Below are 14,571 nucleotides of genomic sequence, written 5' to 3'. Positions count from 1 at the left end.
CGTCCCGTCACAACGGCTCCTGCTGCATCACGGTGCCGCTGGGTCCCCGGTGCAGCCGGCCAGCGCAAGCACCAGCGCGAGGAGAACCGAGAGCAGGACACGTGACATGCCCGACACCGTGAGGGCAAAAGAACGGACAATTCGGCCGACGAGTTTTCCAACCCGTCGATGGCTCGCTCGCAGAAGTGTTGCTCAGCTAGGTGGGATGGGACCGCCCGGACGTCCGGCCTGCACCAGATCGAGCAGTTCGTGCCAGGCCTCGATCTTCATCCGTTCCCGCTGGTGGGACGCCCCACGGTTGGCCTCGGCGGCCTCGATCCGGCGCCAGTCATCGAAGGTGGACGGCGCGCGCCCGCGTGCGGCGAGGGTCCCCAGCAGGTCTACCCGATCGGGTCTCGGTCCCAACTCGGCCAGGTCGGTCAGCACCTGGTCGACGGTCTCGCGGGCGTCTGACTTGTTGGTGCCGATGACGCCGATCGGTCCCCGTTTGATCCAGCCGACCACGTATTCACGAGGGGCGACGGTGCCATCGGCGAGCACCCGGCCGCGTTCCGACGGGATCACACCGAGCGTCTCGTCGAACGGCACCCCGGGCAACCGAACGGCGCGATAGCCGATCGCGCGCAACACTAGTTCGACGTCGATCGCCTCGGTCTCGCCGGTGCCGACCACGCGACCGTCGGCGTCCAGTGCGGTGCGTTCGAGAGCCAGTTCACGCACCGGATCGCCACGCAATTCGATCGGACGCCGCCAGAACACGAAGTGCAACCGGACCCGTGGATCGGCGACCTCGGTCGCGGACGCCTCGCGCAGCACGGCGACGTTGGCACGGGTGCGCCGATCGAGCGCATCGTCGTCCACATCGTCGAAGGCCTCCGGGTTCACGCTGACCGCGACGCCTGGCGTCCGGCACAGTTCGCGGAGCTCGGTGGTGGTGAAGCTGGCGTGCTGCGGGCCGCGCCGTCCGACCACCCAGACATCGGTGAGCCGAGCCCGGCGCAACTCGGCCAGCACGTCTTCGGGCATGTCGGTGACATCGAGAGCGAGCGGTTCCTTGGCCAGGATCCGGGCGACATCGACCGCGACGTTTCCGACCCCGATCGCCGCCGCGTGCGTCACACCGTCCAGTGACTGCGGTTCGGCGTCCGGATGGCCGGAGTACCAGGCCACGAACTCCCGTGCCGACCGGCTGCCCATCGCGTCCTCACCCGGGACCCGCAGCCGCAGATCCTCGCTGGCACCCACCGCGTAGATCACCGCGTCGTAGCCCGCCAGCAGTTGGTCGCGGGTGACGTCGCGGCCGAGCGAGACCATGCCGAGGAAACGCACCGCGGGATTGTCGAACACCCGTGCCAGCGCGTTCGCGACCGCCTTGATCGACGTGTGGTCAGGTGCGACGCCATAGCGCAACAGCCCGTACGGGGTCGGTAATCGGTCGAAGATGTCGACTTCGACGTCGTCGTGAGCGGTCAGGAACTGTGCCGCGAACAGTCCGGACGGCCCGGCACCGACGATCGCGACGCGATAGCGGGGTTCCGGCATGGCGGCACCCTAGCCTGAACCCCGCCGGCAGCTCTCACAACCGCGTGTACCGGTCAGAAGAACTTGCTGGCGCCCACGGCGGTGCCCCGCAGGCGACATCGTTGTTGGGCAGCGCGCAGAGGCTGAAGACCGGAATGACGCCGAGGTGGCATCACGCGCGGCTTTTGGGCAGGTGGCAATTCTGCCACCCTGCGGCGTCCGGGCAGGTTCAGAAATGCTCCTTCAGGGTGCGCCGCCATTTGTTGGACGGCAAGTGCTGATGCATCGCCGCGAGGGCTGTGCCGTACTTCGAGATGCGATCCGGACGATGCCCGAGCGACCACAGCAGCCGATCCATGCCGGCCGGGCGTCCGGCCGATTTGGTCTCGATGATCGCCAGATCGGGACGGCTCAGCCAGGCGCCGGTGCGGACGTCCCACCAGGTCAGGCCGGTGTCGATGGTGACGCGGGATGCCGTCGGCTCGTGGAACAGCGTGACCCTGCGGTAGTCGACCCGCAACGACGGAACGAGGCCGGCGACCGGAGGGTTGCGGATGCCCGCGCCGCGCAGCGTCTCGTCGACGAAACGTGCCCCTGTTTCGGAGAACCCACCGCGGGTGAGGTGCTCGCCGGGCAGTCGATGCTTGATGGTCTGCTCCCGGAACCGGGTCTTCACTTCCAGGAACGAGGCGCCGTTCGACTCGTAGCGCCGGGTGCGCACCTTGAACCTCCGCCGCCGCTCGCGGGCGGCCAGCAGGAATGACTCCAGGCCCGCGGTGTCCAGGTAGACCGAGGTGTAGCCCAGGTTCTGCACGCCGTCGATCTGCAGCACCCGCGTGGTGGTCGGGTCCACCAGCTCGAGCGCCATCGCGGCGTCCGCCGTAGCCAGCGCATACTTGCGATCGACGCGGGCCAGCAGGCTGCCGCGACCGATCAACTCGTCCAGGTCGATGGTGGGCAAGTCGATGACGGACGGGGAGGTCGCTGTGGTGATCATGGCGTTCAATTCATCGTGCGCCACTGTGGTCGCGCTGTGATCGACCGGGCAACCGCCCGTGAACCTCCGGATCCTTCCTGGGCGGTGGTCAGATCGCGGCAAGCGCTGCCGCCAGTGCGGACGGCTGGGTGACCATCGGCCAATGCCCGGAGTCGAGATCGACCAGTTCCAGGTGGCGGGCCTTCGCCAACTCCGGCAGGTCGCCGGCGGCGATCCAGGCGCGGGCGTCGTCCGGGGTGAACTCCGGGCAGATCAGCGTGACCGGGACGTCGTAGCGGCGCTCGTCATGCAGCCGGACCACGCCGAGCGCCACGCCCTCCGGCACCGGGATCATCTCCGCCGCCAGCCGCTCGCGGGTCGCCTGATCGAGATCCGCGGCGTCCGGACCCTCGAAGGCGGCCCAGCCGGGGAAAGGCATGGCCCCGTCCGCGATCGGCAGGAAGTCGGCGTACGCCTCGCCGTCGGCCACCGGGAAACCCCCGATCAGCGCCGCACCCGCCACCGGCCGCCGGTCGGCCGCGATCCAGGCCAGGGACGCCGCGGCCGAATGGCCCACCACCAGCGGTGGCTTGGGGCACCCGTCAACCGCGGTGAGCACGGCGTCCACCTGATCGTCGAGATCGGCCGCAGCGTTGCCGTCACCTTGTCCGGGCAAGCTCACCGGGACGCCCCGGTGACTGAGCCCGGCGAGCTCGGTCACCACGTCTCCCCAGATCTCCGGACGCAGCCACAGCCCGCCGATCAGCACGATGTCGGTCATCGTCCCTCCTTCGAGTCGATTGTCGACCACGGTAGATGGGGGCGCCGATATCGAGTTCGAGCCCGAGCGGCTCGGGTTGACCGCCCGCACCCCGGAGTGGTGATCCGGCGATGCAGTACCTCCTAGACGCAGGCGTCGTCTCTGTGCTACGAGTCCGGGGACGCCATCCCGCTGTCGAGGCGTGGGCGTCCGGGGTGCCGGTCGCTGACCAGTTCGTGACGGCGACGACCCTTGCCGAGATCGAACGTGGCGTCGTCGCCAAAGAGCGATCCGACCGGCTCCAAGGCGAGATCCTGCGCCGCTGGTTCGGCGACCGGGTGCTGCCGGCGTTCGCCGGCCGGGTGCTGCCGTTCGACCAGTCCGCCGCATGCATCCTGGCCGGCTATCGAGTCCCCGAACACGCGCCGCTCGACGATGCGCTCATCGCCGCTGTGGCCCAGGCTGCCGGGATGACCGTCGTGACGCGCAACCTCCGCCACTTCGAGCCGCTCGGCGTCGCCTGCCTCAACCCATGGAAGCAGGGCTCGTAGAGGCCCATAGCCTTGTCGCCTTTGTACGGGGTGTTGGTTGCGGCCTGGCGACAGGTGACCGCCGTGTCTGTGCGCGGAGAAGTGTGCGTTATGGAACTGCCTGAGTGTCTCTGGGGAGGGTCGCGCCGAGATATGTGCGTTATGGGAGCGTCTCGACCCGGCCACAACGCTCGTATCTCGGCGTGCGGTCCCGCCTGGGGTTCTCGGGCCATTCATAGCGCACGTTTCTCGGCGTGGGGTTGGCGATCTGGTCACCGCGGCGGCCCTGCTCGGTATGAGTGCCGCCGCCGGCACAGATCGCGGAGAAGCGCGATCTCCGCACCGTGGTGTGTCTGCTCGTCCACGAGGATGCGCACGATCTCGCTCGCCGTGAGCGGCCCGCCCAGAGGGGTAGGGCAGTCTTCGATGAGGTCGGCGTCCTCGGCCGAGTCAAGCCAGGCCGAGAGTGCCTCGCGGCTTGCCTGCCAATCCCGCAGGGCCGCATCCGCCGTTCCGTGGACCTGGAGATCGGGAAAGCCGAGGCGACCACGCCCGAATGCGTGCTCCACATAGATCCAGTTGCAGCCGGCGATGTGGTGCAATCGCCACCCGATGCTGGTCACCGGATGCGGCTGTGCGGGCCAAGGGCTTGCATCGGGACCGGCGGCTTGCGATGCTGACCCGGACGTCGGGTGACGTCCGCGGTACTGAACCGGGTACGGGAAAGGAGGTCTGATCATGGCAGCACGGGTCGTCCATGCCCTGATCGTCCGACCCGTCCTGGAGTACCCGCATGCACTTTCTCAACCTGGGGATTCTCGCCCACGTTGACGCCGGCAAGACCAGCCTGACCGAACGGCTGCTATTCGAATCCGGCACGATCGGCAGCCTCGGCCGTGTCGACCTCGGCACCACGCGCACCGACTCGATGGAGTTGGAGCGCCGCAGGGGCATCACCATTCGCACCAATGTGGCCGCGTTCGTCCGCGGTGGCGTCCAGGTGAACCTGATCGACACGCCGGGCCATTCCGACTTCATCGCCGAGGTAGAGCGCAGCCTCGCCGTGCTGGACGCGGCGATCCTGGTGGTGTCCGCCGTCGAGGGCGTGCAGCCGCAGACCGTCGTGCTGTGGCGGGCGTTGCGCCGGCTGGACGTGCCGACCCTGGTCTTCGTCAACAAGATCGACCGGCCGGGCGCCGACAGTTCACGGGTCGTCGCCGAGGTGCGCCGACGGCTCGCTGGCACCGCCGGCCCGGACGTGGTGATGCTGTCGCGCACCGACGCCGAAGGGCGTCCGGACGCCGCCGTCGAGGCCGTGCCGCTGGCGTCCGACGCGGTGATCGAGGTGCTCACCCGGCACGACGACGATGTGCTCGCCGATGCCGTGAACGAACGCAGGCTCACCCAGCGGCGGCTCGCCACGCTGACCCGCACCTTGGTCGGACGCGGCGTGCTGGTGCCGGTGCTGGCCGGTTCGGCGTTGACCGGCGCCGGCGTCCGTGAGCTTCTGGACGGCTTGTCGAGGCTGTTCGCCTGGGCGCGTCCGGCGGCTGCCGAGTCCTCGGCGCTGGTCTTCAAGATCGACCACGACGGGGGTCGGCGGACGGCCTGGGTGCGGGTCTTTGCCGGAGAAGTAGCCCTGCGGCAAGGGGTTTCGGTCGCCGGCGAGCGGCCCCGGCGGATCACCGCGCTACGGCGCGCCGCGCCCGAGGGATTCGTCTCGGCCACCTGTGTCGGCGCCGGCGAGGTGGCGGCCGTCCAGGGCCCGGACGCGTTGCGGATCGGCGACTGGATCGGCACCCCGATCGCCGGACGGGTGACCCGCGAGTTCCCGCCGCCGGGACTGGAAGCGATCGTCGAACCCGTCGACCCGAGCCGGCGAGGAGCGCTCAACCGGGCGCTGTCCGAGCTGGCGCAGTCCGATCCGCTGATCAACCTGCGGGTCGATCCCGATCGGGGCGAACTGGCGGTGTCGCTGTACGGCGAGGTGCAGAAGGAGGTGATCGGCAGCCTGCTGGCCGAGCAGTTCGACGTCCCGACCCGGTTCAGCGACACCACCATCGTGCACGTCGAGCGGGTGCTCGGCTCCGGTGCCGCGGTGCAGCTGATCACCGAGCGATTCACCCAGTACCTGGCGACGCTGGGTGTCCGGGTCGAGTCGGCACCACCGGGGGCGGGGCTGGTGCGACGGCTGGAGGCCGAGCTCGGCTCGATGCCGCCGGCGTTCTTCGAGGCCGCCTGGGAGGGGGTGCGGACCGGGCTGGCCCAGGGCCGGCACGGCTGGGCGATTCCGGACGCGGTGGTCACCATCACCCACACCGGGTACTACCCCCGGCAGAGCCACGCCCACCAGACGTTCAACAAGAACATGTCGACGGTCGGCGCGGACTTCCGGAACCTGGCGCCGATGCTGGTGCACCAGGCGCTCGCCCAGGCCGGCACCGCAGTCTGCGAACCGATCGAACGGTTCACCCTCGACATTCCCGCGTCGGCGCTGGCCGCCGTCACCGCGACCCTGGGCCAGTCCGAGGGACGGATCGCCGACACGGCCCAGCACGACGACCGGCTGGTGCTGTCGGGCACCCTGCCGACCCGGCGACTGCTCGAGTTCTCGCGAGGCCTGCCCGACCTGACCCGTGGCGAGGGTGTGCTGCAGATCGAGATCGATCACGATCAGCCGGTCATCGGGACGCCGCCCGTCCGTCGCCGGATCGGACCCGATCCACTCGACGGCGAGGTCTGGTGCCGGGAACGTCCCCGGTGAGGGGCGGTGGGTCAGCCGCGACGACGGACGAACTCGCGCCGCGCGTACTGGCCCAACGCGTAGGTGAAATAGCCGTCGGCGGCCGCGCCGACCCCGCCGCCGACCAGCGGGATCCGCTTGGCCACCTGCACCACGACATGCTTGCCGGCCATCTTGGTGCCCAGGTCGCCGAAGACCCGCTCGCTGACCAGGTGCTCCAATGCCGGATCGAAGACCGGCGCCGTCGCCACCCCCATCGGGGTGCTGGGCAGTTTCCCGGACGCCACCCGCTTGCGCACCTCGTCCTCGCCGAGCATCGCCAGGGTGAGCGCCGAACGGACCCGCCGGTCGTTGAGGTCGTAGCCGCGCAGGTGCGCGATTGCCGCGATCATCCGCATCTGGACGACGGCGAGCCCGGCCAGGTTGGCGGGCAGCGCCACCGGCAGGGTGAGCAGGCCGCCCAGATTGGTCAGGAAACCCTGCGCCCCGGCCAGGCCGACATGCTGCCGGATCACCGAGTCGACCGCCTCCTCGTGATCGCCGCGGGTCTGCAGCGACCGGGCGGCGGCGTCCTTGGCGCCCGGAATGGTCATATTGCCGTCGATGGCGAACTCGAGAATCTGGCGCAGCCAGTTCCCGGCGACCTCCGGGGCACGCTGGACGAGGGTCTTGCTGGTTTCCTGAGCGGAGTTGGGTTCCTGAGCGGACATGCGGTGGCTCCTGGCGTCGCGGGCTGGCGTCCACACTACTCACGGCCGTCGCGGTGATCATCCGGGGTCACCCGGCGGCGTCCCCGGTCGGACGGACGCGGACGGCGCGCCATGACGAAGTCAGGCACGACCCAGTCCGGACGAACCCCGAGGATCGCGGTCACCGCGCGGCGCCGCGTGCTGCCTGACCGACAACCGTGGATCAGCGACCGATTCGGGGGCCGCTTCGCCTCGCTCGCCTCGATGACGTCCCGAATCGGTCGCTGTTTGACGAGCGCGGACGCCGCTGAACCCGTCTTCGTGGTCCCGACGGGGTCCCTGGAATCGTCGGCGCCGGATGGCACAATCGTGCAATGAGTCGCCCCGGCATCTTCGGACCGCCGCGGGACTGGCCTGCGCAAGACCTGATCGGGCTCTCCGACGAACTCGATCCCGATCTGGTCGTGTTGGCCTACCGCTGCGGCGTGTTCCCGATGCCCCTGCACAACTCGTGGTTCCCGGCCCGGATGGGCTGGTGGTCGCCGATGCGCCGCGGCGTCCTGCTGCCGGACGGGCTGCGCGTCACCCGCTCCCTGAGGAAATCGGCGAAACATTATCTGACTACGGTGGACGCCGCTTTCGACCGGGTGCTGGCGCGGTGTGCCGACCCGTCCCGTCCGCACGGCTGGATCGACGACGACATCATCGACGCGTTCACCGTGCTGCACGAGCGGGGCGTGGTGCACAGCGTGGAGACCTGGACGCCGGACGGCCGGCTCGCCGGCGGCCTCTACGGGGTGTCGATTGGTGGGCTGTTCGCCGGCGAGTCGATGTTCCACGACGCGGAGATCGGGCGCGACGCGTCCAAGGTGGCGCTGCTCCGGCTGGCCCGCGCGATGCGCCGCGACGGCAACCCGGACCGGTTGATCGACGTGCAGTGGCGCACCGAGCACCTGGCGTCCCTGGGCGTGATCGAGATCGACCGCGACGAGTACCTGTCCAGCCTGGACGAGGCGCTGGCGCTGCCCGGCCCGGACTGGGCCGCCGAACGTGAGCTGACCGAGCAGGGTTCGATTGGGTTGGGTTCGATTGGCTGGGGAACGGGGGAGTCCGGTGCCTGAACTGCCCGAGGTCGAGGCGCTGCGATCGTTCCTGACCGACAAGCTGACCGGCGCCACCATCGCCCGCACCGAGCTGTTGGCGTTCAGCGCGTTGAAGACCTTTCAGCTGCCGCTGTCCGCGTTGCACGGCGGTGAGATCAGCGAGGTGCGCCGCTACGGCAAATTCATCGCCATCGACGTCTCCGGCAGTTGGCTGGTGTTTCACCTGGCCAGGGCCGGTTGGCTGCAATGGAGGGACACCATGCCGGCCAAGCCGGCCCGTCCCGGACGCGGCCCGCTCAGTCTGCGGGTGGTGCTGGACGACGGCTCCGGCTTCGACCTGACCGAGATGGGCACCCAGCGCAAGCTGGCCGTCTACGTGGTCGGCGATCCGCAGGAGGTGCCGATGCTGGCCAGTCTCGGCCCTGATCCGCTGGCCGACGAGTTCGACTCCGACGCGTTGGCGGCGATCCTTGCGAAGGCTGGACGCGCCCAGCTGAAGGGGGTGCTGCGCGACCAGCGGGTGATCGCCGGCATCGGCAACGCCTACAGCGACGAGATCCTGCACGCCGCGAAACTCAGCCCGTTCAAGCCGTCCAATGCCTTGTCAGCCGAGGAACATGCCCGGCTGTTCGCCGCCGTCAAAGGCGAACTCAACGACGCCATCGAACGTTCCGTCGGACGCGCCGCGAAGGAGTTGAAGGGCGAGAAGAAGATCGGCCTGCGGGTGCACGGCCGCACCGGTCAGCCTTGCGACCTCTGTGGGACGCCGATCGCCGAGGTGTCGTTCGCCGACTCGTCCCTGCAGTACTGTCCCGGCTGCCAGACCGGCGGCAAACCGCTGGCCGATCGCCGGCTGTCCAAGCTGCTGAAGTAGCGGCCTCGAGATCCCGGCGTTCGCCGGGATGACGAGCCTCGTCATCCCTGTGCTTGCCACGGGATCTCTTGCGCGGGTGTGCGTCGGGTTGCGCTGGAGATCCCGGCGTTCGCCGGGATGACGGGGTGGGTTTCGTCATCCCGTGCTTGCCACGGGATCTGCTACCAGCCGAGGGCGTCCAGGTCGGCGATCAGGGCGGGGACGCTGCGGTCGCCGAAGTGCCGGACGCCGAGCAGCCGGTGATGCAGACCGAGCACTCGGCGGCGGTCGGCGAAGTCGTCCGGAATCGGCCATTCGCCCTCGTAGGCCTCCCAGAACTCCGGCGGGAACGGGTTCTGGCTGGGGCCGAGCATGTGCACCAGGTCGAGCTCGCGGTCGGTGAACGACACTTCGGGGTCGATCACCCAACGCCCGGCGACGGTGTTGCCGGTCCACAGGTCGCCATGGGTCAGCGACGGCACCGGACGGCTCGGCAGCATCGCCTGCACCGCCCCGTCGCAGGCCCGCTGCAGCCGCCGGGCCAGCTCCCGCGGAATCGACGGGTCGTCCAGGTGGGTGCGAATCCGGCGTTCGGCGAAGAAGCTCGGCCAGTCGTCCAGCCAGCCGTTCGGCTGCACGAACCGTCCGGCTCGATTGTCCCGATGCCAGCCGTAGCCAGGTCCGGTGCAGCGATGCATCCGGGCGATCGCGGCGCCCATCGCTGCCCAGTCCGGCGTGCCCTCCAGATACTCCAGCACGAGTCGCGATCCGGTCGCGGCCAGGACGTTCGGCGTCGGCACACCCGCCGTCCGCAGCGCCGCCAACCCATCGGCCTCGCCCAGCACCGGGTACGGGCAGTCCTTCACCACCACCCGGCGTCCGTCCTTCAAGGTCGCTAGCCGGGTGTGGCCCACCCAACCGCCGCCCAATGGCTCCAGGCTGACCGGCTCCGGCAACTCCACCGGCCAGTCGTCCAGCGGGTTCGTCGCGCCGTCCATCGCCGCACGGTAGCGCAGGTGTGACAGATCGTCCTTGGAACGGTCGGGGAAGATTGTGTCCGAGGCGTCCCGAGGATGAGAGTGAAGAGCCATGAAAACGTTCCGAATGATGGTCGTCACCGGGATGGTGCTGGTGTTCGGCGGCGGTGTGGCGCTCTATGCCGGCGGACTGTGGGCCGACCAGAACGCGTCCGCCGGCAATCCTGCCTTGTGGTTGATCCCACTCGTCGGGCTCGCTATCGCGGCGGTCGGGGTGTCTGGACGAGCCCGGCAGGCTCGCCGGCCCGTCAAATAGCGACCGATTCGGCAGCCGTCTCGCCTGGTCGGGCGTCGCGGTCCTGAAATCGGTCGCTATCCGACGAGCGCCCCGCCGATCGGGCCCTTCTGCCGCGGATAACATGATGATCTCGACCAGACGCATCCACTGGGGTGTGGCGCGGCGCGGCCGATAGTCTCAGCCCTGCTGTCTACCCCGAGGAGCCACCCGATGCCGAGCGCGCTGGTCACCCGTGCCCGCGCGATTCTCGACCAGAAATGGACCAGCAACGCCCGGCTCGGTTTGACGCTGATGCTGGCCGGCACCCTGATCACCATCGTGATCGGGTTCATGGGTCCCTCCGCGGTGGCGTTGCGGCTCGGTCCGCGCAGCAGCCTGATGCCGCCCTGGTATCTGCCGGCCGGAATCGTCTCGCTCAACGAGTGGGTCGCGGTACTCGGCTTGTGGCTGGCGATCGCCGCCGGCGCGATCGGGCTGTGGATCTGTTACCGCGCGGTGGACGCCGGCTGGCGTCCGAGCGTGCACCGGCTGTTCCTGCTGGGTGCCGCACTCTGCACGGTGACCTCACTGGTTCCCCCGCTGACGTCGGCCGATGTGCTGATGTACGCCGCGTACGGACGCCTGATGGTGCTCGGCTGGAACCCCTACGACATCACGCCGGCGAACATCATCCGGCAGGAATACGACCCGGTGATGCGCTGGGTGGAGGCCCCCTGGCAGGACACCCCGTCGGTGTACGGGCCAATCGCCTCGTTCAGCCAGTGGCTGGCCGCCACGCTGGGCGGCGAAAGCATGCACCAGGTGGTGTTCTGGCTGCAGATGTTCGCGCTGATCCCGTTCCTGGTGCTCGCCTTCATCGCGGTCAAGATGGCGCACGGCGATCCGGCGTTCCAGACCCGTGCCGTGCTGTTCACGATTCTGAACCCGATCATGATCTGGTCGATCTGCGCGCAGGCTCACAATGAGCCGCTGACCTTGGTGTTCGCCGTTGCCGGGCTGTGGTTCATGAGGCGCAACGCGTGGCTGGCCGGGGTCGGCATCGGGCTGGCCGGCTGCGTCAAGGTGTCGCTGGTCTATTACGGGCTGGCCATGGTGTGGGGCTATCGGCATCAGCCGCGCAAGCTGCTCCAACTCTGTCTGGCGGCCGGCGTCACCATCGGATTGGGCTACGGGCTGTTCGCCCCCGAGGCGCTGTTCGCCGCCGGACGCAACACCTCCTACGTGTCGGCCGGATCGTGGGTGGAGTGGCTGCACGAACTGGGCCGGCTGACCGTCGGCGATGCGACGTCCCGTCCGGTGATGAGCGTGCTGGGCATGATCGGGCTGGTCTCGGTCGCCTGGATGCTGTCCCGGGTGCTGCCCTGGGTGATCGCGCCGGGCGCACCCCCGGGTAACGAGCCGCGACGCGATCCGCTGACCATCGCGGTGCGGACGGCGGCGCTGCTCACCGCCGCCTGGCTGATCACCTCGCCCTACACGCTGAGCTGGTACGACCTGATCACCTGGGTGCCGCTGTCGCTGATGGCGGCCAACCGGCTGGATGTGATCACCATGTGGCGCGGCACCTGGCTGTCGTTGGCCTATGTCGCCGGCCGGGTCATCGAGTTCGGTCCGGGCGTGGTGATCGCCGGCTTCCTGATGCGCGACGTGCTGTGCACCGCGGCGCAGATGGCGGCGATCGTCTGGGTGATCTGGTGGTGGCGTTCCGAGGGCGGCGAGATGCCGTCGCTGCGCCTGCTGCGGGCCGGCTGGCGGCGCTTCCGCGGACGTCCCGCGCAGCCCTGAACCGCCCCGTCTCAGGTTCCCTAGACTGAGCCGGTGAACCAGACCACCGAGCCCGCCGGACAGCTCCGGCTGCTGGTCGTCGGAGCCGCCGCCGGGATGGGCCGCTGGCTCTCCGAACACCTCTTCGCCGACCTGCCCTGGCAGCGGGTCGTGCTGGTCGACACGGCCGCGTCGACCGAGCTGCTGGCCACCGCGGCGGGGGCGTTCGGCGACATCCCGGTGGTCACCGGCACTCTGGACGAGGTGGCGTCCGAGCTTGCCGTGCCGGGATTCATCGTTTGTCTGGCGGTGCCGGACGGTGCCGCGCGCGACGTCCTCGCCGAACTGGACGCCCTGCTGCCCGGCGACGCCCCGGTGATCATGGTGGGCTCCAGCTTCAGCTGGGCGCTCGGCGTCCTCGACGCGGTGCCCGACCGGACGCGGGTGGTGCTGCATCCGCTGATGGACACCGGCGCCCGCTCGCTGGACGGCCAGACGGTGTGCGCCAGCGAGGTGCGCGGCGGTGCCACCGGCTGGCTGGAAGAGGCGATCGTCAGCCGCGGCGGCATCTACACGGTGCTCTCACCCGAGCGGCACGACACGATCATGACCTACGTGCTGGCGCTCACCCACCAGGCGCTGCTCGGCTTCGTGACCGCGGTCGCCGACAGCGGACTCGACCTCACCGACGAGCTCTGGGCGGCCCGGACGCCGCTGTTCGAGGCGCTGCTCGGGCTGGCGGTCAGCCTGCTGGAAGAGAACCAGGAACTCACCCTGGCGCACATCCAGGCCAGTGTGGACGGGGCCGCCGCGGCCCAGCAGCTGGCCGCCGCCGCTGCCTCGGTGAGTGCCGCGGCCACCGACAAGGACGGCCTGGTCGCCCGGATCGCGGCCACCCGCGACCGGTTCAGCGGCGCCCTGTTCGACACCGTCCGCAACACCGCGGCGGCGACGCTGGGCGCCGGCCAGTCGAAACGGGCCACGCTGGCACGGGTGCGCCGACTGGGCGGCCTGGTCGGTCTGTACCCGACCGGACGCCCCGACAAGCTGCGGGTCGGCCGGCTGGTCGACCTCACCCCGGTGCATCTGGTGCTCGAAGAGCTGTTGATCGGCCCGCGCGGCCAGGCGGCGCTGCTCGACGGACCCGGCGTCCGCAACGCCAAACGGCTCGGACGCCGCAACAAGGCCGTCCGGACCCGATTCGGCATCGGGCACGTCGAGGTGCTGTCGGACGCCGAACTCGAGGTGGCACTGGACGCCTGGCTGGCCCACCTGCGCCGCGACATCCGCTTCCTGGTGCCCGAGTCGGTGGCCGGCGACGGGGTCGCCTCGGTGGTCCGCGAGCAGCGCGGCGTGGGTGCCGCCTACCTGGTCTCCGAGGCGGTGCGCACCGGTCAGCGGGCGGTGGTGATCCGCACCGAGATCCGGGCCGACCTCGATCTGGACGAGACCATCGAACGACTCCGCCGGGCGGTCGAGGTGGCCTACGCCTGGCCGCACGGCGTGGCACGTCCGGTGCGGGCCGGCGGACTGGCGCTGCGCTACCTGGGTCCGCCCGGCACCTTCTCCGAGAACGCGGCCCGGCAATTCGCCGTCGGCCTGGCCGGCGCCGGCGAGCACGACGTCCGGATCGAACCGGCCGACTCCTTCGACGAGGTGCTGGAGGCGACCCGCGACGGCGGCCTCGGCGTGCTGCCGATCACCAGTTCGGCGTCCGGCCTGGTCACCCGGTCGACCAAGGCGCTGCTCGCCTCCGACGTGCCGGTCGTCGCCGGCGGCATGGTGGACGTCGCCGTCCGGTTCGACGCCTACGCGGCGGCACCGGTGGTGCTGGCCGAGCTGCGCGGCGCGCCCGTGTTCAGCCATCCGCAGGCCCTCGCCCAATGCACCAACTTCGTCCGGCGCTGGGGCCTGGAGCCGCGGCCCTGCGCGTCGACCGCGGACGCCCTCGGGCAACTGCTGGCCGCGGGCGGTCCGGCGATCGCGCTGGCGTCCTCGGGCGCGGAGGCCGACCACCCGTTCGTGCACGTGGTCGAGCGCGAGATCGACGACCTGTCCGGCTCGATCACCCGGTTCGTGGTGGTCGGACAGCCCGGCGCCTTCGACGACCATCGGGACGGCTCCGACCCGACCCTGCGTGGCATCGTGCTGGCGCCGTCGGTGGCCGCCATCGCGCCGCTGGTCGGACGCGGGCCCGGCTTCGACGAACTGCTCACCGACCCCGACGGCAACTGCCTGTGGGTGACCAGCCATCCGGTCACCGACCTGCCGGACGGCGTCCGCGACCTGGGCGTGGTGCCCTGGTCGCCACGGACGCCGGTGGTCCGGCCCACGCCCGGCTGACGGCTGACCGCCCA

13 protein-coding genes are annotated in these 14,571 nt (G+C 70.0%); 7 read left to right on the top strand and 6 right to left on the bottom strand.

What is annotated here, in order from left to right; genetic code table 11:
- Positions 1–192: 192 nt before the first annotated feature.
- The 3 genes from QM619_RS01435 to QM619_RS01425 form a co-directional block, all read right to left on the bottom strand.
- Entirely contained in the window at positions 193–1,542 is a 1,350-nt protein-coding gene (locus tag QM619_RS01435; protein WP_415103548.1) for an FAD-dependent oxidoreductase, read from the bottom strand.
- A 208-nt stretch (positions 1,543–1,750) separates the two neighbouring features.
- The gene (locus QM619_RS01430; RefSeq protein ID WP_415103546.1) at positions 1,751–2,518 is read right to left on the bottom strand and encodes a VTC domain-containing protein; all 768 of its coding nucleotides are present in this window, start codon (positions 2,516–2,518) and stop codon (positions 1,751–1,753) included.
- A gap of 88 nt (positions 2,519–2,606) precedes the next feature.
- Entirely contained in the window at positions 2,607–3,278 is a 672-nt protein-coding gene (locus QM619_RS01425) for an alpha/beta fold hydrolase (RefSeq protein WP_415103544.1), read from the bottom strand.
- 110 nt (positions 3,279–3,388) lie between these two features.
- Between QM619_RS01425 and QM619_RS01420 the strand changes: the two genes are divergently transcribed.
- Complete coding sequence (locus QM619_RS01420) at positions 3,389–3,808, top strand: PIN domain-containing protein (protein WP_415103542.1); 420 nt, start codon at positions 3,389–3,391, stop codon at positions 3,806–3,808.
- Between the two features lie 251 nt (positions 3,809–4,059).
- Here the strand turns inward: QM619_RS01420 and QM619_RS01415 are convergent, their stop codons facing one another.
- On the bottom strand, positions 4,060–4,410 hold the full coding sequence (locus QM619_RS01415) for a DinB family protein (RefSeq protein ID WP_415103540.1): 351 nt from the start codon (positions 4,408–4,410) through the stop codon (positions 4,060–4,062).
- Between the two features lie 170 nt (positions 4,411–4,580).
- Here QM619_RS01415 and QM619_RS01410 point away from each other — a divergent pair, with 170 nt between their 5' ends.
- Complete coding sequence (locus tag QM619_RS01410; protein ID WP_415103538.1) at positions 4,581–6,551, top strand: GTP-binding protein; 1,971 nt, start codon at positions 4,581–4,583, stop codon at positions 6,549–6,551.
- A gap of 11 nt (positions 6,552–6,562) precedes the next feature.
- On the opposite strand, the gene QM619_RS01405 is transcribed toward QM619_RS01410, so the two are convergent.
- Positions 6,563–7,240: an EcsC family protein gene (locus QM619_RS01405; RefSeq protein ID WP_415103536.1), complete on the bottom strand. Its 678-nt coding sequence runs from the start codon at positions 7,238–7,240 to the stop codon at positions 6,563–6,565.
- Positions 7,241–7,593: 353 nt separating this feature from the next.
- On the opposite strand from QM619_RS01405, the gene aat reads away from it, so the two are divergent.
- The gene (aat, locus tag QM619_RS01400; RefSeq protein WP_415103534.1) at positions 7,594–8,340 is read left to right on the top strand and encodes a leucyl/phenylalanyl-tRNA--protein transferase; all 747 of its coding nucleotides are present in this window, start codon (positions 7,594–7,596) and stop codon (positions 8,338–8,340) included.
- Positions 8,333–9,196 (top strand): Fpg/Nei family DNA glycosylase, encoded by an 864-nt coding sequence (locus QM619_RS01395; protein ID WP_415103532.1) that lies wholly within the window; start codon positions 8,333–8,335, stop codon positions 9,194–9,196. Before aat ends, QM619_RS01395 begins: the two co-directional genes overlap by 8 nt.
- Positions 9,197–9,357: 161 nt before the next feature.
- On the opposite strand, the gene QM619_RS01390 is transcribed toward QM619_RS01395, so the two are convergent.
- Entirely contained in the window at positions 9,358–10,173 is an 816-nt protein-coding gene (locus QM619_RS01390) for a fructosamine kinase family protein (protein WP_415103530.1), read from the bottom strand.
- A gap of 91 nt (positions 10,174–10,264) precedes the next feature.
- Between QM619_RS01390 and QM619_RS01385 the strand changes: the two genes are divergently transcribed.
- From QM619_RS01385 to QM619_RS01375, 3 genes are all read left to right on the top strand, one after another.
- The gene (locus tag QM619_RS01385; RefSeq protein WP_415103528.1) at positions 10,265–10,468 is read left to right on the top strand and encodes a hypothetical protein; all 204 of its coding nucleotides are present in this window, start codon (positions 10,265–10,267) and stop codon (positions 10,466–10,468) included.
- A 192-nt stretch (positions 10,469–10,660) separates the two neighbouring features.
- Positions 10,661–12,235: a polyprenol phosphomannose-dependent alpha 1,6 mannosyltransferase MptB gene (gene mptB / locus QM619_RS01380; RefSeq protein ID WP_415103526.1), complete on the top strand. Its 1,575-nt coding sequence runs from the start codon at positions 10,661–10,663 to the stop codon at positions 12,233–12,235.
- 33 nt (positions 12,236–12,268) lie between these two features.
- Entirely contained in the window at positions 12,269–14,557 is a 2,289-nt protein-coding gene (locus tag QM619_RS01375; protein WP_415103524.1) for a prephenate dehydratase domain-containing protein, read from the top strand.
- Positions 14,558–14,571 lie beyond the last annotated feature (14 nt).

It is taken from the genome of Micropruina sp. (genome assembly GCF_047606665.1).
Lineage (GTDB): Bacteria > Actinomycetota > Actinomycetes > Propionibacteriales > Propionibacteriaceae > Micropruina.
The sequence above is the reverse complement of the archived record's forward strand: the minus strand, read 5'-3'. Positions and strand labels throughout refer to the sequence as shown.

Excerpts from the sequence above, each read along its gene's own strand:
- QM619_RS01435 (WP_415103548.1), bottom strand. The coding sequence starts at position 1,542 with ATGCCGGAACCCCGCTATCGCGTCGCGATCGTCGGTGCCGGGCCGTCC.
- QM619_RS01430 (WP_415103546.1), bottom strand. The coding sequence starts at position 2,518 with ATGATCACCACAGCGACCTCCCCGTCCGTCATCGACTTGCCCACCATC.
- QM619_RS01425 (WP_415103544.1), bottom strand. The coding sequence starts at position 3,278 with ATGACCGACATCGTGCTGATCGGCGGGCTGTGGCTGCGTCCGGAGATC.
- QM619_RS01420 (WP_415103542.1), top strand. The coding sequence starts at position 3,389 with ATGCAGTACCTCCTAGACGCAGGCGTCGTCTCTGTGCTACGAGTCCGG.
- QM619_RS01410 (WP_415103538.1), top strand. The coding sequence starts at position 4,581 with ATGCACTTTCTCAACCTGGGGATTCTCGCCCACGTTGACGCCGGCAAG.
- QM619_RS01405 (WP_415103536.1), bottom strand. The coding sequence starts at position 7,240 with ATGTCCGCTCAGGAACCCAACTCCGCTCAGGAAACCAGCAAGACCCTC.
- aat (WP_415103534.1), top strand. The coding sequence starts at position 7,594 with ATGAGTCGCCCCGGCATCTTCGGACCGCCGCGGGACTGGCCTGCGCAA.
- QM619_RS01390 (WP_415103530.1), bottom strand. The coding sequence starts at position 10,173 with ATGGACGGCGCGACGAACCCGCTGGACGACTGGCCGGTGGAGTTGCCG.
- QM619_RS01385 (WP_415103528.1), top strand. The coding sequence starts at position 10,265 with ATGAAAACGTTCCGAATGATGGTCGTCACCGGGATGGTGCTGGTGTTC.
- mptB (WP_415103526.1), top strand. The coding sequence starts at position 10,661 with ATGCCGAGCGCGCTGGTCACCCGTGCCCGCGCGATTCTCGACCAGAAA.